The sequence below is a fragment of the Brevibacterium sp. S22 genome (assembly GCF_004745485.1).
Taxonomy (GTDB): Bacteria; Actinomycetota; Actinomycetes; order Actinomycetales; family Brevibacteriaceae; genus Brevibacterium.
The window spans coordinates 1-19,911 of sequence record NZ_RHFG01000027.1 but is presented as its reverse complement, the minus strand read 5'-3'; the positions used below and the strand labels follow the sequence as shown (position 1 = coordinate 19,911).

General features: G+C 63.2%; 19 protein-coding genes and 2 pseudogenes. 14 read left to right on the top strand and 7 right to left on the bottom strand.

The annotated features are described in order from the left end of the window. The first annotated feature begins 33 nt into the window (after nucleotides 1-33). The 5 genes from mfd to eno all read left to right on the top strand — a co-directional run bounded on the left by mfd (nucleotide 34) and on the right by eno (nucleotide 6,684). The gene (gene mfd / locus EB835_RS16845; RefSeq protein ID WP_135810609.1) at nucleotides 34-3,636 is read left to right on the top strand and encodes a transcription-repair coupling factor; all 3,603 of its coding nucleotides are present in this window, start codon (nucleotides 34-36) and stop codon (nucleotides 3,634-3,636) included. A gap of 120 nt (nucleotides 3,637-3,756) precedes the next feature. Continuing rightward, nucleotides 3,757-3,951 (top strand): CsbD family protein, encoded by a 195-nt coding sequence (locus tag EB835_RS16840; protein WP_135810608.1) that lies wholly within the window; start codon nucleotides 3,757-3,759, stop codon nucleotides 3,949-3,951. Between the two features lie 63 nt (nucleotides 3,952-4,014). Further along, entirely contained in the window at nucleotides 4,015-4,500 is a 486-nt protein-coding gene (locus EB835_RS16835) for a MazG nucleotide pyrophosphohydrolase domain-containing protein (protein ID WP_240688812.1), read from the top strand. Continuing rightward, nucleotides 4,497-5,321: a tyrosine-protein phosphatase gene (locus EB835_RS16830; protein WP_135810606.1), complete on the top strand. Its 825-nt coding sequence runs from the start codon at nucleotides 4,497-4,499 to the stop codon at nucleotides 5,319-5,321. Before EB835_RS16835 ends, EB835_RS16830 begins: the two co-directional genes overlap by 4 nt. A gap of 82 nt (nucleotides 5,322-5,403) precedes the next feature. Continuing rightward, nucleotides 5,404-6,684, top strand: coding sequence for a phosphopyruvate hydratase (gene eno, locus EB835_RS16825; RefSeq protein WP_135810605.1), 1,281 nt, complete (start codon nucleotides 5,404-5,406; stop codon nucleotides 6,682-6,684). A gap of 547 nt (nucleotides 6,685-7,231) precedes the next feature. On the opposite strand, the gene EB835_RS16820 is transcribed toward eno, so the two are convergent. Beyond that, nucleotides 7,232-8,227: a DUF559 domain-containing protein gene (locus tag EB835_RS16820; protein ID WP_240688811.1), complete on the bottom strand. Its 996-nt coding sequence runs from the start codon at nucleotides 8,225-8,227 to the stop codon at nucleotides 7,232-7,234. Between the two features lie 426 nt (nucleotides 8,228-8,653). Between EB835_RS16820 and EB835_RS16815 the strand changes: the two genes are divergently transcribed. The 5 genes from EB835_RS16815 (at nucleotide 8,654) to EB835_RS16795 (ending at nucleotide 13,334) form a co-directional block, all read left to right on the top strand. Continuing rightward, entirely contained in the window at nucleotides 8,654-9,148 is a 495-nt protein-coding gene (locus tag EB835_RS16815; protein ID WP_135810603.1) for an FtsB family cell division protein, read from the top strand. After that, a complete protein-coding gene (locus EB835_RS16810) occupies nucleotides 9,148-9,672 on the top strand; it encodes a DUF501 domain-containing protein (RefSeq protein ID WP_135810602.1) in 525 nt (174 codons plus the stop codon). Before EB835_RS16815 ends, EB835_RS16810 begins: the two co-directional genes overlap by 1 nt. An 8-nt stretch (nucleotides 9,673-9,680) precedes the next feature. Further along, a complete protein-coding gene (locus EB835_RS16805; RefSeq protein ID WP_135810601.1) occupies nucleotides 9,681-10,628 on the top strand; it encodes a Ppx/GppA phosphatase family protein in 948 nt (315 codons plus the stop codon). Further along, on the top strand, nucleotides 10,625-11,869 hold the full coding sequence (locus EB835_RS16800) for a S8 family peptidase (protein WP_135810600.1): 1,245 nt from the start codon (nucleotides 10,625-10,627) through the stop codon (nucleotides 11,867-11,869). The genes EB835_RS16805 and EB835_RS16800 overlap by 4 nt, the downstream gene beginning before the upstream one ends. A 91-nt stretch (nucleotides 11,870-11,960) precedes the next feature. Beyond that, nucleotides 11,961-13,334, top strand: coding sequence for an NAD(P)/FAD-dependent oxidoreductase (locus tag EB835_RS16795; protein ID WP_062241553.1), 1,374 nt, complete (start codon nucleotides 11,961-11,963; stop codon nucleotides 13,332-13,334). Nucleotides 13,335-13,495: 161 nt separating this feature from the next. Here the strand turns inward: EB835_RS16795 and EB835_RS16790 are convergent, their stop codons facing one another. Continuing rightward, entirely contained in the window at nucleotides 13,496-14,101 is a 606-nt protein-coding gene (locus EB835_RS16790; protein ID WP_135810599.1) for an NAD(P)-dependent oxidoreductase, read from the bottom strand. 114 nt (nucleotides 14,102-14,215) lie between these two features. On the opposite strand from EB835_RS16790, the gene EB835_RS16785 reads away from it, so the two are divergent. Continuing rightward, a complete protein-coding gene (locus tag EB835_RS16785; protein WP_135810598.1) occupies nucleotides 14,216-14,605 on the top strand; it encodes a winged helix-turn-helix transcriptional regulator in 390 nt (129 codons plus the stop codon). On the opposite strand, the gene EB835_RS16780 is transcribed toward EB835_RS16785, so the two are convergent. Then, entirely contained in the window at nucleotides 14,593-15,072 is a 480-nt protein-coding gene (locus tag EB835_RS16780; protein ID WP_135810597.1) for a hypothetical protein, read from the bottom strand. The two genes, EB835_RS16785 and EB835_RS16780, sit on opposite strands and share 13 nt — an antisense overlap. 71 nt (nucleotides 15,073-15,143) lie before the next feature. Between EB835_RS16780 and bioB the strand changes: the two genes are divergently transcribed. Continuing rightward, nucleotides 15,144-16,364, top strand: coding sequence for a biotin synthase BioB (gene bioB, locus EB835_RS16775; RefSeq protein ID WP_135810596.1), 1,221 nt, complete (start codon nucleotides 15,144-15,146; stop codon nucleotides 16,362-16,364). Nucleotides 16,365-16,377: 13 nt separating this feature from the next. Next, nucleotides 16,378-16,704: an aminotransferase class III-fold pyridoxal phosphate-dependent enzyme gene (locus tag EB835_RS16770; RefSeq protein WP_240688810.1), complete on the top strand. Its 327-nt coding sequence runs from the start codon at nucleotides 16,378-16,380 to the stop codon at nucleotides 16,702-16,704. On the opposite strand, the pseudogene EB835_RS16765 reads toward EB835_RS16770, so the two are convergent. From EB835_RS16765 to EB835_RS16755, 4 genes and pseudogenes are all read right to left on the bottom strand, one after another. Next, nucleotides 16,673-17,291: pseudogene (locus tag EB835_RS16765) on the bottom strand (IS5 family transposase); the annotation flags it as partial. The gene EB835_RS16770 and the pseudogene EB835_RS16765 sit on opposite strands and share 32 nt — an antisense overlap. A 34-nt stretch (nucleotides 17,292-17,325) precedes the next feature. Then, nucleotides 17,326-18,311: pseudogene (locus EB835_RS16760) on the bottom strand (IS3 family transposase); the annotation flags it as partial. Continuing rightward, nucleotides 18,308-18,448: a hypothetical protein gene (locus EB835_RS20700; RefSeq protein ID WP_240688813.1), complete on the bottom strand. Its 141-nt coding sequence runs from the start codon at nucleotides 18,446-18,448 to the stop codon at nucleotides 18,308-18,310. The pseudogene EB835_RS16760 and the gene EB835_RS20700, both read right to left, overlap by 4 nt. A gap of 345 nt (nucleotides 18,449-18,793) precedes the next feature. Next, nucleotides 18,794-19,438: a hypothetical protein gene (locus EB835_RS16755; RefSeq protein ID WP_135810594.1), complete on the bottom strand. Its 645-nt coding sequence runs from the start codon at nucleotides 19,436-19,438 to the stop codon at nucleotides 18,794-18,796. A 283-nt stretch (nucleotides 19,439-19,721) separates the two neighbouring features. Here EB835_RS16755 and EB835_RS16750 point away from each other — a divergent pair. Next, nucleotides 19,722-19,911 (top strand): transposase (locus EB835_RS16750; protein WP_135810593.1); only part of this gene is annotated, 190 nt, incomplete at its 3' end.

Genomic DNA, 19,911 nt, shown 5'->3' with positions numbered 1-19,911 from the left:
GGTGATGTCAGCTGTGTGGCCTAGACTGTTCGGGTGCTCAACGGACTTGATCTCACTCGCCGGAATCCCACCATCACCGAACTCGTCGCGGCCTTCAACGACGCGACCACCGACGGTGGCACGATCGATGCGATCAAAGGACTGTGGCCGTCGATCCTGCGCCGAACCGTCACCACCGACGGGGCGGCTTCGGCGCCGCAGCTCATCGTCACCGCCACGACACGTGAGGCCGAAGACCTCGCTCAGGCGCTGGCCGACTGGGTGCCGTCGGCGTCGATCGCGATCTTTCCCAGTTGGGAGACCCTGCCGCACGAGAAGCTGTCGCCGCGTTCGGACACCGTCGGCCAGCGTCTCGAGGTGCTGCGCCGTCTGGCCCATCCCACCCCCGGTGGGGAGCTGACCTTCATCATCGCGCCTGTGCGGGCCTTCCTCCAGCCTCTGGCCAAGGGACTCGGTGACATCGAACCGGTCCAGCTGGCCGTCGGCGACGAATATGAGATCGACGACCTGGCCGAACGACTCACCGAACTCGCATACTCCCGCGAGGACATGGTCTCCAGACGGGGCGAATTCGCTGTGCGCGGCGGAATCGTCGATATCTTCCCAGCCACCTCGGAGCGGGCGCTGCGCGTCGAATTCTTCGGCGACGAAGTCGATGAGATCCGCGAATTCTCCGTCAGTGATCAGCGCTCCGTCCCTGCCGAAGACGGCGAGGAACCCCTGCACCTGTCGGCGCCGCCGTGCCGGGAGCTGCTCCTGACCGATTCGGTGCGGAAGCGGGCAGCAGAGCTCGCCGAGGAGGTGCCCAGCGCCGCCGATATGCTCGACAAGATCGCCGGCGGAGTCGCCGTCGAAGGCATGGAATCACTCTCCGCCGTCCTCGCAGACGGAATGGAGCCGATCATCGCTCTGCTGCCGCCCACGTCGAAGATCATCATCACCGAGCCCGAACGTGTCGAAGCCCGCGCCGCGGACCTCGTGGAGACGACGAACGAATTCCTCGAGGCCGCCTGGACCGGTGCAGCCGGCGGGGGAGAGACCCCGATCGATCTGTCAGCCGCAAGCTTCCGCACCGTGGCCGAGATGGAAGAGGGCGCTCGCCTCATCGGTCTGCCGTGGTGGGAGATCGGCGGATTCGCAGCCGATGAGGAGCTCGCCGGTCCCGAAGCGAACATCTTCTCTGTTCCTGCCCGCATCCCGAAGGGCTATGCCGGAGACGTCGAAGCGATCCTCACCGATGTCAAGGGACTCATCCACGACAGGTGGCGCATCCTCGTGCTCACCGAAGGCCAGGGACCGGGCCGACGCATGGTCGAGGTGTTCTCCGAAGCAGGAGTGCCCGCCTCCTTCGTCGATTCCCCCACCGATCTGCCCGAAGCGCTGGTGACCGTGACCACGGCCGCCTCCTTCGGCGGATTCGTCTTCGACGATCTCAAGCTCGCCGTGCTCACCGAGGCCGATGTGCTCGGTCGAGCGGCGGCCACTTCGACGCGGGATATGCGCAAGCTGCCCACCCGCCGTCGACGCAACCAGGTCGACCCGCTCAACCTGGCACCCGGGGACTACGTCGTCCATGACCAGCACGGCGTAGGACGATTCGTCGAAATGACGCAGCGGACCACGGGCAAGGGTGCGAACAAGCACACCCGCGAATACCTCATCATCGAATACGCTCCCGCCAAACGCGGTCAGCCCGGGGATCGCCTCTACGTGCCCAGCGATGCGCTTGACCAGGTCACCCGCTATGTCGGCGGGGAGAGTCCGAACCTCAACAAGATGGGCGGCGCCGACTGGCAGACGACGAAGGCGAAGGCCCGCAAGGCCGTCAAGGAGATCGCCGGTGAACTCATCCGCCTCTATTCGGCCCGCCAAGCCACCGTCGGCCACGCCTTCGGACCGGATACCCCTTGGCAGCGCGAACTCGAGGACGCCTTCCACTATGTGGAGACCGCCGATCAGCTGACCACCATCGACGAGGTCAAATCTGACATGGAGAAGACCGTGCCGATGGACCGTCTGATCTGCGGCGATGTGGGCTACGGGAAGACGGAGATCGCGGTCCGCGCCGCGTTCAAGGCGATCCAGGAGGGAAAGCAGGTCGCCGTGCTCGTGCCGACGACACTGCTCGTCCAGCAGCACTATGAGACCTTCGCCGAACGCTACTCTGGATTCCCTGTCACCATCGGCGCCCTCTCCCGGTTCCAGACCAAACAGGAATCGGAGAAGGTCAAGGAGGATCTGGCCGACGGCAAGCTCGACCTCGTCATCGGCACCCACCGGCTGCTCAGCGGCGAAGTGCGCTTCAAGGAACTCGGTCTGGTCATCATCGACGAAGAGCAGCGCTTCGGCGTCGAACACAAAGAGACGCTCAAGGCGCTGCGCACCAACGTCGACGTTCTCGCCATGTCGGCGACTCCGATCCCGCGCACCCTGGAGATGGCCGTGACTGGCATCCGTGAGATGTCGACCCTGGCCACACCGCCGGAAGAACGGCACCCGGTGTTGACCTATGTGGGCAAACGCGAAGACAAGCAGATCAGGGCCGCGATCCGCCGTGAACTCATGCGCGAAGGTCAGGTCTTCTACATCCACAACCGGGTCCGCGATATCGAAGCTGTCGCCGGCCACATCGCCGAGATGGTGCCCGAGGCTCGGATCGCCATCGCCCACGGCAAGATGAACGAGACCCGACTCGAGCAGGTCATCGTCGACTTCTGGGAGAAGAAGTACGACGTGCTCGTGTGCACGACGATCGTCGAAACCGGAATCGACATCGCCAACGCGAACACTCTCATCATCGACAACGCCGACCGCTACGGACTCTCCCAGCTCCATCAGCTGCGCGGACGCGTGGGACGAGGACGTGAACGCGCCTACGCCTACTTCCTCTACCCGCCGGACACGCAGCTGACCGAGACCGCACATGACCGTCTGACGACCCTGGCTGCGCACACCGAACTGGGTGCCGGAATGCAGGTGGCGATGAAGGACCTCGAGATCCGCGGAGCCGGCAACCTGCTCGGGGGCCAGCAGTCCGGACATATCGAAGGCGTCGGCTTCGACCTCTACGTTCGCCTCGTCGGTGAAGCCGTGGCGAAGTTCCGCGGTGAGGAGACCGAACCCGAGGCGGATATGCGCATCGAACTGCCCGTCGACGCCCACCTGCCGGCCGACTACGTCGACCACGAACGGCTGCGGCTCGAGGCCTACCGGAAGCTTGCCGCCGCGACCGACGAAGCGCAGCTTAAGGAAGTCCTCGACGAACTCACCGACCGCTACGGCCCCTATCCGGAACCCGTCGGAGTCCTCGCCGATGTGGCCAGGCTGCGGATCCGCGCTCGAGCCTCCGGCGTCAACGACATCGTCATGCAGGGCAACTTCATCCGCTTCGGACCCGTCGAACTCTCCGACTCACAAGTGGTCAGGCTCAAACGCCTGTACCCGAAGTCGCTGCTCAAACCGGCGCTGCGCTCGGTTCTCGTCCCCAAGCCGATGGCGGGCAGCGGATTCGATTCCAAGGAGATGACGGATTCGGACATCCTGCGGTGGGCACACCAGTTCCTCGATGCCATCCTCCCGGTCATCGAATCCGAAGCGACAGAGGACCAGACTGCCGGTGCGGCGAACAGCGGTTGAGAACTCACCGACTGTTCTTCGCTGACCGGCCCACAGGACAGAACAGTGGCGTAGAGTGCGAAGAGCGGAGACATCCGCAGCACGTGCAATTCGCTCAGCTGTCTATTAAGGAGAATCCCCATGGGTGTTGATGACAAGTTCGAGAACAAGGCCGAAGATCTCGGCGGTCGTGCCAAGGAGACAATCGGCGATGTGACCGGTGACGACGAGCTCAAGGCCGAAGGCGCAACCGACCAGCTCAAGTCCAAGGCCAAGGACGTCGGCGAATCGGTCAAGGATCTCGGTGAATCGGTCAAGGACAAATTCTCGAAGTGACCGACTGATCGGCCCTCACCGCTGTTGCGGTGGGGGTCTTTCATGCCGACAGGAGGATCTTTCGTGGGTGAACGTGACGAGCAGAGTGCGGTGGAATCCGGAGCAGACCAGGTCGAACCTCGACTTCAGCCGGTGATCGAAGCCATGGCGACCTTGCGGCGACGCTGCCCTTGGTCGAGCCGTCAGGATCACCAGAGCCTTGAGAAGTACGCTCTGGAGGAGACCGACGAACTCATCGACGCTCTCGAAGACTTCACCGCGAAACCCACCGCAGAGCTCCGGGCGGGCGTCGTCGAAGAACTCGGCGATGTGTTCTACCAAGTGCTCTTCCACTCCGCCCTGCTCGATGAGAGCAGCGGGCACGCATACGGCCACAGCCTCGGCGCCGTCATCGAGGGTCTGGAAGCCAAGCTCATCCGACGTCACCCCTTGGCCTTCACCGACGATTCCGGGGATGAGATGGCGTCGCTGGAAGACGTCGAACGCGAATACCACCGGATCAAAGCAGAGGAGAAGACCACGCTGCGAGGAGAGGACAGAACAGGATGAGTCTGGAGCGGCTCGAGATCGAAGGCACCTTCAACTTCCGTGACCTCGGCGGACCCGTCACCGAGGCGGGGGACCGCCGAGTGCGATCCGGGAAGGTGTTCCGCGCCGACGGTCTGGCCCAGCTGAGCGATCGGGCGCGCACCGCCATCGGCGAACTCGGCATCGGGATCGTCATCGATCTGCGCGATATCGGCGAACGGGCGAAGCTGCCCGATGCGCTCGATGGCCTCGACGTCCGCCAGATCGAGCTGCCGGTCTTCGGTGACCACTTCTTCCCCAGCCGACCGATGAGTCGCGAAGAGATGAAAGCCGCAGCCGAGGCGAGCGGAATGGACCTCAGCGACCGGAGCCTCGGCCGCATCTACGAACTCATGATCACTCACTTCGGTCACCGGCTCGCCGCGGCCGTCGACTTGATCGCCGAACACTGCACCGACGGAGTGGTCTTCCACTGCTCTGCCGGGAAAGACCGCACCGGTGTGATCGGAGCGTTCCTGCTCGACCTCCTCGGTGTGGGACGGCAGGAGATCGTCGACGAATATGCGATCACCTCCACCCACCTGTCCGGGGGATTCCTCGAAGCGATCACCCGGAACTTCTCCGACGCCGGGATCTCCGGCAACCTCGCCGAGACCGCTACCGCCGCTCCTCCCGAACTCATGCACAAGGTCCTCGACCGGATCGACACCGAGCACGGGGCCGCCTCGGCGAAGGAGGGAGAGCAGGCCGGGGGAGTGGAAGCCTATCTGCTCGCGCACGGGATGGACCCTGCCACACCGCAGCGCCTGCGCGAATGCCTGCTCGAATCCGCCTCGGACTGAGGGTGAGCCCGGCCCTGCGGTGCATTAAGCTGTCCTGCAGGCACATGTTCCCCATGTGAAACCAAACGCTAAGGAGTACTCAGTGGCCGAGATCGTTGCCGCAAATGCCCGTGAAATCCTGGATTCCCGGGGAAATCCCACCGTCGAGGTGGAAGTGCTGTTGGCCGATGAGTCCGTCGGTCGTGCCGGCGTTCCCTCCGGCGCCTCCACCGGAGAGTTCGAAGCCGTGGAACTGCGTGACGGAGATCCGGAACGTTACCTGGGCAAGGGTGTCACCCAGGCCGTCGACGCCGTGGTCGACGAGATCCACGAAGCCATCGCCGGGCTCGAAAGCGACGATCAGCGCCTCGTCGACCAGGCGCTCATCGAACTCGACGGCACCGACAACAAGTCCCGCATCGGCGCGAACGCGATGCTCGGCACCTCGCTGGCTGTGGCCCGCGCGGCGGCGGTCTCGGCTGATCTGCCCCTCTACCGCTACCTCGGCGGACCGAATGCGCACGTCATGCCCGTGCCGATGATGAACATCCTCAACGGCGGCTCCCATGCCGACTCGAACGTCGACATCCAGGAATTCATGATCGCCCCGATCGGTGCCGCCAGCTTCCACGAGGCACTGCAGTGGAGTGTCGAGGTCTACCACGCGCTCAAGGGTGTGCTCAAGGAGCGCGGACTGTCGACCGGACTCGGCGATGAGGGCGGATTCGCTCCGAACCTCGACTCCAATGCTGCTGCACTCGATCTCATCATCGAGGCCATCGACATCGCCGGTCACCGTCCCGGACGCGATATCGCCGTGGCCCTCGACGTGGCCTCCTCGGAGTTCTTCACCGACGGAGTCTACGAGTTCGAAGGCGGCAAGAAGACTGCCGACGAGATGGCCTCCTACTACGAAGAGCTGCTGGCGAAGTACCCGCTCGTGTCGATCGAGGACCCCCTCGACGAGAACGACTGGGACGGCTGGGCGACCCTGACCGAAACGGTCGGTTCGAAGGTCCAGCTCGTCGGTGACGACCTGTTCGTGACCAACCCCGAACGCTTGCAGCGCGGCATCGACAACGCCACCGCGAACTCGCTGCTGGTCAAGGTCAACCAGATCGGCACCCTGACTGAGACCCTCGACGCTGTGTCGCTGGCGCAGACGAACGGCTACACCACGATGATCTCTCACCGTTCGGGCGAGACCGAGGACACGACCATCGCCGACCTGGCGGTGGCCACCAACGCCGGTCAGATCAAGGCGGGTGCACCGGCCCGGTCCGAGCGTGTCGCGAAGTACAACCAGCTGCTGCGCATCGAAGAGCAGCTCGGCGATGCCGCGCGCTACGCCGGCCGCAGCGCATTCCCACGCTTCGAAGCCTGAATGAACGTCGGCAGACACTGAGCTCACCGGGGCGGGGCCGGGCGATCACCATCGATCACCCGGCCCCGCCTCGTCGTCTCGTGCCTCTAGGTCCATCTCAGCTCGCCGCGAAGCTTCCGACGTCGTCTGGCGCCTCATCCTCGCCCGACGCTAGGGCCAGCCCTTTTCGTGACTAAGCTCCCCTGCCGCGACGTCTCCCGACGCTAGGCCCAGACCGTCTCGTGGCGAAGCCCCTCTGCCTCGACGATCTGCTCTTGTCGGCACCTGCCCTTCGCGCCACCATCTGTCACCAGTCCTCTCAAATCTGCCCATTGGCGGTTCACCCGCGTGTTCCTCGCATATGGCACCGGTGCGCCCCTCTGACGAGTCGCTGCCGGTGGGGGATGGCCGAGTAACTGTATGAGTTGCCGGCAACGGGGCGGGATGAAGCTCCGAAATTCGTGCCACTTGCGGCGGTGTCCTCGACGCAACGAGAGTGTGTGACAGCTGCGGTGCGGTGTGCGCCAGCGGTTCGGGTGCGACCACGGTGCAAATTCTTGCAGCGAGGTCAGGCGGTGGCGTTCTGCGTGGCGCGGATGGCGCGAAGGATGTCATAGAACTTTGCCTCTTGAAACAGTTCATTCCAGCTGATCCGGATCACTTGCCAACCCTGGTCGCGCAGCCACTGCTCGCGGCGGCGTTCCTCTTCGAGCTCTTGGCGGGGGACACCTGAGCCGAGATAGAGCTTGCCGATGCCGTCGATCTCGACGATGAGACGAGCCTGGCGATGACAGAAGTCGACGCGGATTTCGCGATTCAAGCTATCGGCGCGGAACGTGACCTGTGGTTCCAAGCCCGTGATCCCGTGTTCGTAGAATCGCACGGCAGCGACCGCCTCGGCGGGGGATTCGCGACGGGAATCAGCGAGGTCGACCGCCAACCTCACTTTCGCGGCGTTGCGCTTTTCCAAGCATTGGGCGAGGGTGGCGAGGATCTTCTGTGTGGTTGTCAGCTTTCGGTGCAGAGCATCATCGATCATGGGCACGGAGACATCGAGGTTGTAGCTGCGGGCGACGTCGATGAGTGTGCGCTCGAGTGTAGTCACTTCGGCGCCGTCGATCGTTGTGCGATGCGCTTTCGGGATGAGGCTGCCGCGGACGTGGATGCTTTTGAACTTCCGATTGGTGCCTGGCCGGACGACCTCGACCTGGTGTGTGACAGGGTGGGAAATGGGCAGATTGTGGATGAGGGCCGCGGAGATGTGCGAGAAGACCTCCGCCGGTGGGCTCGTCTTCGCAACGTCTGTTCTCTGATCAGAACGTTGGGCGAAATGAGCCATCACCGAGGCATTGAGGTCGTTGATCTCGTCCCGGATGTCTCCGTGTTCGATGAAGACTTGGTGGATCTGCTCGTCGATGCTCGCCCACAGCGGACGATGGAAGTCCTGCTCGCAGACTCGTCGGACGAGGTATGTTCCCCGCGACAGCCGACGCAGACAGCATTTGCGGGCGCGTCGGATGTCGCCGTGATTGAATCCGAGGCGGACGATGTCTTCGGTGCTCAAAAGTTTATACATGAACTCAAAATGCACTAAAAACATATAAACCGCAATAGACCTCAGTAAGAATGTGGATAAGTCTGTGGATAGATACTGGTTCGAGCGTGTAACAGGCCGCGAATCGGGAGCAATTGGGGAGGCTTCAGGGGCCATGAATCACCGGTGGCTGCACAACGCCCTGGAGGAGCGGGGTGGATTGCCGCAAAGGGTGAGGGATGCTTCAGCAGGTGTAGGAGAAGCGACTTCGGGTAGGGAGAGGCGGTTGAGGTGAGTGATGCACTGCGGAAGAAGTGGCGGAGGCCGACGTGACGGAGGAGACGCGGGAATCGAACACGCCACGGGTTCGAAATCCTCGCGCTGAGAATGCCGACACGGCACACTTGGAGGTGTTGCGACACTCTTCCCCAATCCCCAGTCGCAGAGGAAAGAAGCATGGTCCCGAGCAAGCCCAGAAGAAGTGCACCGAAATCGGCTCCTGGCAAGGCCACCCCTCGCCGACGCCCGAAACCGGTTATCGAAGCCGACGCCGATGTGGACGCCGAGGCGCGGGGCCGACGCATGTCCTGGCGCACGGGCCTGTTCCTCCTCGTCATCGCCATCGTCCTCTTCGCATTCCTCTCACCCCTGAACTCCGCGCTCAAACAGGCCCAGCAGATCGCCGCCCTCAACGACGAGATCGAGACGACGAAAGCTGAGGTCAAGAGCCTCGAAGAGAAGAACGAGAACCTCAAAGACCCCGACTACATCAAGCGCAAGGCCCGCGCGGACCAGTACTACGTGGAAAAGGGCAAGAACGCGGTCATCGTCACTAACCAAGAGGCCGTGGACGACGAATCCGAGTCCGAACGGCCGGTTCGCAAGCAGGCCTGGTACCTTGAGTTGCTGGAGTCCATTCAGGAGACTGGAAACACCGTGGAGAAGAACTGATGATCACAGAGTGCACCGAGGCGGATTTCGCTGTCCTCCAAGACCAACTCGGACGCATTCCCCGAGGCGTCGTCGGCATCGCCGCCCGCAGCACCTCCGGCGAACCCCTCGTCGTCGCCACGGCTCCGCGCCTCGAGGACGGTACGCCGTTCCCGACGACCTTCTACCTCACTCACCCCGCCTACGTGGCTGAATGCTCACGCTTGGAAGCATCGGGGATCATGGCCGAATGGACCGCCGAGATCGGTGAGGACGAAGAACTCGCCGTCGCCTATGCTGCCGCCCACCGGGCCTACCTCGACGTCCGTTCAGAGATCGGCTCTGCAGCGGGCCTGGCCGAGGTCGTAGAGATCAAGGACTACTCCGCCGGCGGGATGCCGACCCGGGTCAAATGTCTCCACGCGCTCGTCGGCCATTCACTGTCCGCCGGACTCGGCATCAATCCGATCGGCGACCGTGCACTGTCGTTCATGACCGATGTGCCGCCTCTGGCTGAGGCTGCCACCACCGAATCGACCGACTAGGACCTGCCATGCGTGTTGCTGCCTTCGACTGCGGGACGAACTCCCTGCGCCTGCTCATCGCCGATGTCGACGCCGACGGTACCCTCACGGACCTGCGCCGCGAAACCCGGATCGTCCGACTCGGCCAGGGTGTCGATGCCACCGGCGAGTTCGCCCCGGAGGCACTCGAGCGCACCTTTGACGTGGCGAAGGAATTCGCCGAGGTGGCTGCGGAATACCAGCCCGAGAAGCTGCGATTCGTCGCGACCTCGGCCAGCCGCGACGTGAAGAACCGTGATGAGTTCTTCGCCGGGATCTTCTCGATCCTCGGCGTCGTCCCCGACGTGATCGCCGGGGAGGAAGAGGCCCGACTCTCTTTCCTCGGCGCCACTGCCGATCTCGGTGCTGCAGACGGCCCCTTCGTCGTCATGGACCTCGGCGGCGGATCGACCGAACTCGTCCTCGGCCAGGACGATGTCGAAGCCGCAGTGAGCATGGACATCGGCTCGGTGCGTCTGACCGAACGCCATATGCCGGTCGAGACTCCCAGCGAAGACCAGATCCAGGCAGCGCTTACCGATATCGACGGTCAGCTCGACCAAGCTGCGCAGATCGTCGACTTCTCCGTCCCGCGGACCTTCATCGGTGTCGCCGGAACCGTCACTACCATCACCGCAGGCATCCTCGGGCTTGAGAGCTATCAGCGAGAGCGCATCCACGGAGCACATATCAGCGTCGCCGATGTCGCAGACGAATCCCGCAGACTCCTGGCCATGGACCGTCAGGCGCGTACGGACCTGCCGTATATGCATCCAGGCCGCGTCGATGTCATCGGCGCAGGATCGCTGCTGTTCGCCCGGATCGTCGCCCGCTTCGACCAAGCTGTGGCAGCCGCTGGAGGAACGCTCGACATCCGGATCTCCGAAACTGACATCCTCGACGGGACCGCGCTCGACCTTGCGCTGACGAGCTCGTGAGAGCCGCCGCCCGCCTCCTCGCTGTCACGACTGTCGTCCTCGGTCTGCTCGTCGGCACCACACAACCAGTCATCGCGGCTCCGAAGGCCGGACCCGGCCAGTGGTTCATCAAGGACTACGGAATCGACAAGGTCTGGAAGAAATCCACGGGCAAGGGCGTCAAGGTGGCAGTCATCGACTCCGGCGTCAACACCGACCATGAAGATCTCAAGGGCGTGGTGAAGAAGTCCAAGGACTTCAGCGGGCTGGGCAAAGACGGAAAGACCCCGATCGGCGGGAAGACCACGATCCACCACGGAACCGCTGTGGCCGGAGTCATCGCCGGTCGAGGAACCGGCGCAGGCCCGATCGGAGTCGCCCCGGACGCGGAGATCCTGTCGGCATCGATGTGGCTCGGCCCTGACCGTCCGAAGGAGTCCGGATCGACCCGCGACCAGGCCGATAAGGCCATCCGCTGGGCCGTCGACTCCGGGGCAGAAGTCATCAATATGTCCTTGGGCTGGGATGACCCGGGCTGGCCGGAGAGCTGGGACGAATCCTTCGCCTACGCTTACAAGAAGGACGTGCTCATCGTCGCTTGCGTCGGAAATGCCTCCCAAGGGGCGACCCAGGCGTGGTCGCCGTCGACAGTGCCCGGCGTCGTCGGAGTGGGCGGACTCGACAAGAACGGCAAGGTCCTCGAGGACTCCACTGCACCCGGCACCGCCGTCGATCTCATGGGCCCGGCCAAGGACATTCCCATTCCGTACTACAGCGGCGGCTACGCCGAAGGTCAGGGGTGCTCCTTCGCCTCACCGGTCGTGTCCGGTGTCGCAGCGCTCATCCGTGCCGAGAATCCGAAGCTCAGCGCCGATGAGGTCCGAGCCAAGCTGCAGTCGAGTGCCAAGCCGGTGGACGGCCACAAAGGTGTGAGCAAGAAGGGCAAGCCTGACCCGCTCGTCGGTTGGGGTCGCGTCGACCCGCAGGCCGCCGTCAAGGCGAAAACTCCCAAGGACGTGTCATCCGCCGAGGATGAGCTGACGAATTGGGTGAAGATGCACCGCCGCGGGGATGCGAAGGCGAAGGAGACGGAAACAGCTGCCCCGGATGAGACCGAGAGCCCGAAGTCTCTCGCGCCGACCGATATCGCTGCCACGCAGTCGAGACCGACATTCGGCTTCGCCGTCCTCGGTGCTGGTGCACTGATCGCTCTGATCCTCATGGTCACCGCGACCGTCTCCTTCGCCCGTCGTCGACGCTGAATCCGGCTCCCAGATCAGCTCTGATCTGGGGCGTTCGAGTCCATGGGAGAAACAATTAGTGAAAGTTTTCACAAGGGTCTAGCATGGGATTATGGCACTCATCAGAAACTCAAAACTGCGTCCACGAATCCTCGTCGTCGGTGGCGGCTCGGTCGGCCTGCTCACCGCCCAGAATCTGCTGAAGAACCTCGGCCGGGGTGAAGCCACCGTCACCGTGGTCGACCCCAACCCGTACATGACCTACCTGCCGTTCCTCCCCGAGGTGGCAGCCGGTTCGATCGAGCCCCGTCACGCTGTGGTGCCGTTGCGCCGCAACCTGCCGGGCGCCGAAGTCATCACCGCGAAGGTCACCTCGATCAACCACGCCGAGAAGTTCGCCACCATCGAACCTGAGAACGATGAAGCGTTCGAGCTCGACTACGACCACATCGTCCTCGCCTCCGGCTCGGTCGCGCGTGCGCTGCCGATCCCGGGCCTGAAGGAGAACGCGATCGCGCTCAAGCGCATCGAAGAGGCCGTCGCCCTGCGCGACCACCTTCTCTCCCGCCTGGCCGATGCCGCACTGATGGAAGACGACGAAGAGCGTCGCAAGGCCCTGACCTTCGTGTTCGTCGGCGGCGGATTCGCCGGCATCGAGCTGCTCACCGAACTCGAGGACATGGTCCGCTCGGCCGTTGCCCAGTACGAGACGCTGACCGAAGCCGATGTGCGCTTCGTCCTCGTCGAGGCCCTCGGCCGCGTCATGCCCGAGGTCGGCGAGGCTCAGGCCCGCTGGGTCGTTGAGCACATGCGCGAACGCGGAATCGACGTCTACCTCGAGACGTTCCTCCAGGACTGCACCGACAAGCACGTCAAGCTCTCGAACGGCGAAGAGTTCGACGCTGACACGATCGTGTGGTCCGCCGGTGTCAAGGCCAACCCGATGCTCATCGACTCCGACCTGCCGATCAACGAGCGCGGCAACGTCACCGTGCGCGCCGACCTGCGGGTCGAGGGCGATGACGGAGTCGTCGAGGGCGCTTGGGCCGCTGGCGACAACGCCGCTGTGCCCGACCTGTCCGGCGGCGGAGTGGCAGGCTTCTGCGTGCCCAACGCTCAGCATGCTGTGCGTCAGGCTCCGGTGCTGGCCGCCAACGTGCTCGCCGCACTGCGCGGAGAGACCGAGTTCAAGCAGTACTTCCACAAGACCATCGGTACGGTTGCCGGTCTGGGTCTGTACAAGGGCGTTTCGCAGATGGGCGACTTCGAAGCCCGCGGCCTCCTCGCCTGGCTCATGCACCGCGCCTACCACGGCTACGCGATCCCGACCATGGACCGCAAGGTGAGGGTCTTCGGCAACTGGTTCGTCAGCGCCGTCCTCGGCCGCGATGCCATGCCGCTGGCCGATCTCGATGTTCCGCGCAAGAACTTCGTCGAAGCCGCCAACTCGAAGCCGGCTCCCAAGAAGGAGCCTGCCAAGGCCTGACTCGAGGCAGCCGGTGCCATCCGGCGACAAGCCCTGATGAGACGACAGCGCCGGGGATGCATTGTGCATCCCCGGCGCTGTCATGTTCGCATGACCGCGAGTGGCTGCCTCTCCTCTGGGCGTCGGGAGCCGCCACGCATGGTCATCGACCGTCAGTTCGGTCAGTTCGCGACGGTGAACCGGACGTCGATGTGCTTCGGTTCAACGATCTCGTCGACCATGGCGACCGCGAAGTCCTCGGCCGAGATTGCGTCACCGGCCGGGACCTCCAGCTCGGTCTTGTACGAACCCGTGCGCTCCCCGGGGGCGATCTCCGGTGCGGGGGAGATGAGCGTCCAGGGCGACCAGTTGCCTGTCCGCAGCAGCTCGAGCGCTCGGGTGCCGGTCTCCGATTCGGCCTTGTAGATCGCGGGGAAGTCCTCGGTGTCCTTGAGCATGGTGTCGCCGACCCACAGGGAACCGGCGCCGCCGACGACGAAGATGCGGGTGTTGCCGCTGTTCTCGGCCAAGGTCTTCAGGGAGTCGAGCCACTCCTGGTGGTCCCCGCCGGTGCGGCTGGGACCGGTGGTGGAGACGATGATGTCGTGTTCGGCGGCGATGCGGGCGTCGAACTCGGCATCGGCCATATCGCCCTTGATGCTGCGGGCGGCACCGGGCACGTCGCTGCCCGAGCGGGTGATGCCGGTGATGTCGAGGCCGCGGCCGGCCGCCTCGGCGGTGACGCGGGAGCCGATCATTCCGGATGCTCCGAAGAGTGCGATCTTCATGGTGTGTCCCTTTCTGCTGCGGCGTCGGGTTCGCGGCGCCGAAGTGGTTTCTTCTGTGATGACATCTCGACACTATCGTTTGGAAAGGTAGTACCTCAAAGATACTATTGGGACATGAGAATCCGAGATTCCTGGGAAGGCGATGCCTTCGATCCGGAGTGCCCCACCCGAGTCATTCTCGATCGGGTCGGTGACAAGTGGACGGTGCTCATCATCGAGATCCTCGATGACAGCCCGAAGCGCTTCGGCGAGATCCGACGGGCGATCGGGGGCATCACCCCGAAGGTGCTCACCTCGACGCTGCGATCACTCGTCGCCGACGGCTTGGTGACCAGGCAGTCGTTTGGGGAGGTGCCCCCGCGGGTGGAGTATTCGCTCACCGATCTCGGTCGCTCGCTGCAGGCTCCCGTGACCGCGCTGCGGAGGTGGGCCGAGCGCAATGTCGCCGAGTTGATCGACAATCGTGATCGCCAGGCCGAGATCGATGATGCTCAGGCGCGCTGATCGGCCTTGCGGGTGAGTTCGCCGAGGACGGTGATGAGCTCTCTCAGGCGGCCCGCGGCGCGGTAGGTGCGCGGTGAGCCCGAGTAGACCCAGTTGTTCGTGATGATCGAGGCGCTGCCGTTGTTCGTCGCCACCTTGAACTCTCCGACAGCGAGCGTCGCGAGGTGATCCTCGACGAGGCGGCGCCGCAGCTCCGGTCCCATCTGCACCCAATGATCGGCGGCCTCGAAATCAATGTCCGACCAGTCGGCTCCCGACTCACGGTAGGCGAGAGGACGGTAGGGGGCGTCGATGCATGCGTTCAGCGACGGCGCCTCGCTGCCGATGTCAGGGCCGGAGCCGGAGTCGTCGGCAGCGCTGTCGACGGCGATGAGTACGGCGGGTCCGGCCGCCTCGGCGAGGTTCGGATCATCGGTGCCGTCGACGAACCGGGGATGATCGCCTGCGGTGAGAAGGACGAAGGTCATAACACCATTCTGCCTGTTCGGGCGGAGAGTGTGATTTGGCACTCTATTGAACAGTGTTCAATAATGACAACATGGATAGCTATCAAACACTCGCCGAGCGCGTGCTCGCCGGCGATCCGGCCACCGCCTCCGATGCCCGCACGATCCTGTCGTCGTCCGACGAGGACCTCCTCGACCTTGTCGCCGCTGCCTCCCGGCTGCGCCGCGAACATTTCGGCAATCGCGTCAAGGTCAACTACCTCGTCAACCTCAAATCGGGACTCTGCCCGGAGGACTGCGTATACTGCTCGCAGCGTTTGGGCTCAGAAGCCGACATTCTCAAGTACTCATGGCTGCCGAAGGATGAGGCGAAGCGGCAGGCGGAATTCGGTCTGGCAGGGGGAGCCTCGCGGGTCTGCCTCGTCGCGTCCGGACGCGGTCCTTCGAACCGGGACGTCGAGCGCGTCTCGGGGATGGTCGAGGAGATCAAGACATCCAGTCCCGACGTCGAGGTCTGCGCCTGCCTCGGGTTCCTCAAGGACGGTCAGGCACAGCGACTCAAGGACGCCGGTGTCGACGCGTACAACCACAACCTCAACACTGCCGAATCTCTCTACCCCGATATCTGCACGACTCATACGTTCGCCGACCGTGTCGACACCGTGGACAAGGCGCGTGGTGCAGGGCTCTCCCCGTGCTCGGGGCTGATCGTCGGAATGGGGGAGACGGACGAGCAGATCATCGAGGCGATCGAATCGCTCAAGGCCGTTGACTCCGATTCGATCCCGGTCAACTTCCTCATTCCCTTCGACGGCACACCGCTCGAAGGAACCTGGACTCTGACCCCGCAGCATTGCCTGCGGATTCTCTGCGCCGTGCGATTCCTGTGCCCGGACCGCGAACTGCGCATCGCCGGAGGTCGGGAGATGCACCTGCGTACGCTGCAGCCGCTGTCGCTGCATGTGGCCAATTCGCTCTTCCTCGGCGACTATCTGACCTCGGAGGGGCAGGCCGCCGAGGAAGACCTCGACATGATCGTCGACGGAGGCTTCGAGATCGTCGGAGCAGAGAGTGCCGAACGACTGCGTGATGAGCTCAAGGCTCACCGGGCAGCCCATCAGGCCGCCTTCGCCGAGGTGGCGCCCGGTTACATGAAGAGCGACGGAACGTCCGCTGAGGCAGCAAAGACCGCGAGCACCCTGCCGTGCGGCAGACCTCTGCCGACGGCTGGTCAAGAAGCCGACGACTCCGGAGTGATGATTCCGACGATCCGGCGCCGCGGCGCGGGCACAGAGCTCACGCCCAATGTCTGAGGCGGGACTACGGATGCCGACGAGCACGCTCGAGCGCGATTCCGGCCTGCTGTGGCACCCCTACGGTCCGCTCGACGCCGGCGCGCACTTCTCGGTCACCGGCGCAGATGGGCCCTATGTGGAGTTGCGCGATGCTTCGGGATCGACGCATCGACTGCTCGACGGGATGAGCTCGTGGTGGTCGGTCGTCCACGGATACCAGCATCCGGTCATGGATGCGGCACTGACCACCCAGATCGGATCGTTCTCGCACGTCATGTTCGGCGGTCTCACCCATGAACCGGCCGTCGAACTAGGGCATGTCTCCTTTATCGGCGGAGCCATGTCAGAATCGCGCTGATCACGACTGCAGCTCGATAGGTGATGGCGAGCTTGTCGTATCTCGTCGCTAACCCTCGCCATTGCTTGACGTAGGCAAACGAACGCTCCACAACGTTACGGTTCCGATAGGCGCCGGCGTCGAACACTGGCGGCCGGCCACCTTTGCTGCCGCGCTTTTTCCTTGTCGCGATCTGGTCTTTCTTCTCCGGGATCACCGCCCGAATACCGCGGCCGCGCAGGTAGTCGCGGTTGCCTTTGGACCCATAAGCTCGATCGGCCAAGACCGCGTCCGGACGTGTGCGAGCACGACCACCACCAGCCCGCGGCACTCGAATATCGGCCAGCACTTGCGGCAGGATCACTCCGTCATGACGCTGCCCGCCGGTGATCACCACAGCCAAAGGCCGACCTTTACCGTCGACGGCGTGGTGGATCTTCGTTGTCAGCCCACCGCGTGAGCGACCGATGCCGTGTCCGGCTGGTTCACATTCCTGATCGGGCAGATTCTTGTAGTTCGATGTAGCCCCCTGTGTCCTGGTCAGGGCGTGTCGTGTTCGTTGCGTGCTGGTGGGCACGGTTGATGGTGCCATCGATGGAGATGTTCCAATGGGACTGCTGAAGGTTTGGTTGACTCCTGGGTTTATGCCGCCAGGGCGACGGCCTTTTGGTGAACAAGCTCGTATTCAACCGGAGTCAGTTTACCCAAACGCCGTTGCCGACGCTTCCGGTGATAGGTCCGCTCGACCCAGTGGACGATCGATGTCCGCAACCTCGCTCGCGTGTCCCAACGGCCCCGGTCGAGGACGTTCTTCTGCAACACAGCGAAGAACGATTCCATCGCCGCATTATCGCCAGCAGCGCCGACCCGACCCATCGATCCCACGAGCCCGTAACGCCGTAGAACCTGCTGGAACTTACGAGAACGAAATTGGGACCCGCGATCCGAGTGAACGACACACCCTGCCACGGCTCGCGGTCCGCCACGACGAGCCACAGCATCATCAATCGCCGCCACAGCCAGGCGAGATTTCATCCTCGAATCGATGGCATAACCGACGATTCTGTTGCTGAACACATCCTTGACCGCGCACATATACAGCTTGCCCTCACTGGTGTGGTGTTCGGTAACGTCGGTCAGCCACAACTCGTTGATTGCCTTGGCAGTGAAGTCGCGTTCGACGAGGTCGTCACACACTGGCGGGCCGGGCTTCTTGCCGTGTTTCCGGGCTCGTTTGATCGTGTGCGAGAACAACTGCTGCTGCGAGCACAATCGCCACACACGACGCTCTGACGTCTGCAGACCCGCGGCGTGGAGTTCATCGGCGATGAACCGGTGCCCGAACTCAGGATCGTCCGTATGAACGTCGTAGGCGGCATTGATCAGATGTGCCTCGTCCCAGTCCCGAGCTGAGACCGGATGAGCGCACCACTTGTAGAACCCCTGCTTGGTAAAGCCGAGCACCCGACAGGTCACTGCCACCGGCACCCCGGTGGCAGCAAGGTCCAGGACCAGCGGGTACATCATTTTGGGTGATGGCCACCGAGCTTCAAGTTCGCTTGCGAGAGGTACGCTGCGGCCTCGCGGAGGATCTTGTTCTCACGCTCGAGCTCGCGAATGCGTTTCAGCGCTGCCGCCTGGGCGCGTGACTCTCGACATCACGGGAGGGCTCGAGTCCGTGCTCGCGTAGCCGCGAGTCACGCACCCAGGCCTGGAGAGCTGACTTCGAGATACCGAGGTCGGCACACACCTGCTTCTGGGTCATTCCATCGTCCAAGAGCTCGAGCGCTGATTGCTTGAACTCATCGGTGTAGATCTTTGGCATGACTTCTATCCTTCCTGGAATTTATCCAGTCGTGAAGTCAACCAAACCTTCAGCAGTCCCTGCTGGGGTTTTTGGCATAGTGGGCAAGGCAGTTCGTTGCGCCGAATTTCCCGTGTACACACGCCTTCCGGCGGTAGCGGTCGCTACATATGGGAAAGTGATATTTATACAACGGAGCCGAAACTCTCCGACCTGCTGCGCAAGGCAGCCAACGGCCCAGCTCGTGATCTCTAACCGGGGCGGCGACCAAGCTCAAAAGGCTAGAACATCCCTATCTGACGGCCGCTAAACCGTCCCCCCAGTTGTGGCAACGAGCCTTCCGTCAAGCCCCGCAGCGTCGAGCTTGTGGCCATTCAAAAGTCGCGCCACCTCGGAAAGGTCGGACCAGCCATTGGTGGCGAGCCCTTCAGCTAGCGCCCGCACATCCGATTTCAGCTCGCTGAGGCGCAAGGCATTTATGACTCGCATTCCAGTTGGCCCAGAGGCTGTGTTGTGCAACTTTCTCTCACGGTGAATCATTACAGGAGTAGCAGCCTGTTCGGCAGGATATTTGCGCCTGAACCACTGCGTTGCCTCTCCTAGCTGACCTGAATCCCTTTTGCTGATGAACTCACTCACAGCCCCACTTTTTACCTCAATCACCCAGAATCGGCTCGGCTCTATCGCCCAAAGATTATCTGGCCCCTGACCGAGTTCCCTCTCAGGTCTTTGTGAACCAATGCCGAGGAATAAGCCAAGTTCCAAGATCGCCTCCTCGAACTCCTCTGTCGCTGTGGGGTCGAAATGAAGACGATCGAGAATACCTTCCACCGTGACCCGCAGGGCTTGCGTCGTGCCGAACATACTCGTGGCACGTTGCGCTACCTTGGCAGCCTGCGAACCAGTGAAGGTGAGTGGACGATACGTAATCCCTGTCATGGGCTGCAGCACGTATAGATTCTTGCTCCGCGCTTCAGCAAGGAGCTTTTGAGCTTGCGCTGGATTATATCTTTCCGCGTATGCAGCCGCTTGTTCCAGGATTCGGCCGGCCTGCCTAAGGTCAACGCATGCTTCGGCCGCAGCAGCCAGGCGAGTCGAGCCACCTTCGAGATCTCCGGCACAAGCTGAGTCGAAGGCGCGACGCATCTCGATAGCCGAGGCGTCGATCCTAGCGGGGGATGGAACTAGGGCGTGTCTCCTTTATTGACCATTCCAGGACTGGCACGGTGGAGACGTGACTACACAGCAACGACACCGAGTCTTCACTGATGAGCAGTGGGAGAAGATCGAACCACTTCTGCCCTCAAACGTCGGCAAAAGAGCCCGACCGTTTGAGAACAACCGGCGAATCGTCGAAGGAATCGTCTACCGCTACCGCGCTGGCATCGCCTGGCGTGACCTGCCGCGCGAGCATTTCGGGCCGT